The following is an 862-nucleotide window of genomic DNA, read 5'->3' as shown; positions in this document are numbered from 1 at the left end:
TATAAGAGACAGGGGTGAGGGGCGTGCGGTGAGGGTCGTGCGGTGAGGGGGCGCGCCGGGCCGGGAATCCGTGGCTTCGCGAAAGTGGTACGAGGGCGACACGTTCGCGCAGCACCGGCTTAACACGCCTCGTGCATCGTGGTGGTTGTCGGCGTCAAGGACTACCGGAGCGGCTCCCGGACCTCCATGGACGCCTGGACGCGGCGCCGAACCTGATCCCGGCCCGCGTCTCTCGCGGGGACCGCTGTCGTCCCGGCCCCCGGGCAACCGGGGGTGCGGCGGTTCCCGCGACATCCTCTTCCGGAGCGCTGTGCGCGCGGTTGCGGGCCGAGTCGGCTTTCGGAGCGCTGTGCGCGCGGTTGCGGGCTCAGTCGGCCCGCCGGATTCGCGCTCAGTCCGCCCAGTCGGACTTCTCGCGCTTCCCGTGCAACCAGGGGAAGCCGCGCGCGGCATGGACGGCGTTGACGCCGACGATGCCGAGCCATGCGACGACGAGGCCCTCGATCCCCGCGTTGGCCACGCCGATCGCCGACAGCGGGATGGCGAGGACCAGCGAGAGCGCGCCGAAGCCGAACCGCTCGCCGAAGCTCGACTCGCTCCGGGGCGGCTTCCCACCACCTCTGGCGACGACCATCTGCTGCTCGGCGAGCTGGCGCCGGACGCGGCGGTCGACCGTACTGTCGAGCCGCTGCTCGACTTTCTCCAGGAACGACTCGATGAGCGCCGACTCGTAGTCGTCCCCGAGCTCCTTGCGCGCGTGCAAGGTCGCGTCGAGTTCCTTCTTCAGTTCAGGGTCGCGGGTTTCCATGGTGGCAACGTTACGGAGTGCCCAGGGAGTCGGCAGTGGGGATAACCCCCCATT

The 862-nt window shown here is 70.0% G+C and carries 1 protein-coding gene; it reads right to left on the bottom strand.

The window, feature by feature from the left end; translation table 11 throughout:
• Positions 1-391: 391 nt before the first annotated feature.
• Positions 392-808, bottom strand: coding sequence for a hypothetical protein (locus E2E34_RS34745; protein ID WP_138905773.1), 417 nt, complete (start codon positions 806-808; stop codon positions 392-394).
• Positions 809-862 lie beyond the last annotated feature (54 nt).

The sequence above is a fragment of the Streptomyces albidochromogenes genome (genome assembly GCF_005981925.1).
In the GTDB taxonomy this organism is placed as follows: domain Bacteria; phylum Actinomycetota; class Actinomycetes; order Streptomycetales; family Streptomycetaceae; genus Streptomyces; species Streptomyces albidochromogenes.
This window is presented reverse-complemented; position numbering and strand designations above follow the sequence as displayed.

Bases quoted from the DNA above. Each gene is read 5' to 3' on its own strand.
- E2E34_RS34745 (WP_138905773.1), bottom strand. From the start codon at position 808: ATGGAAACCCGCGACCCTGAACTGAAGAAGGAACTCGACGCGACCTTG.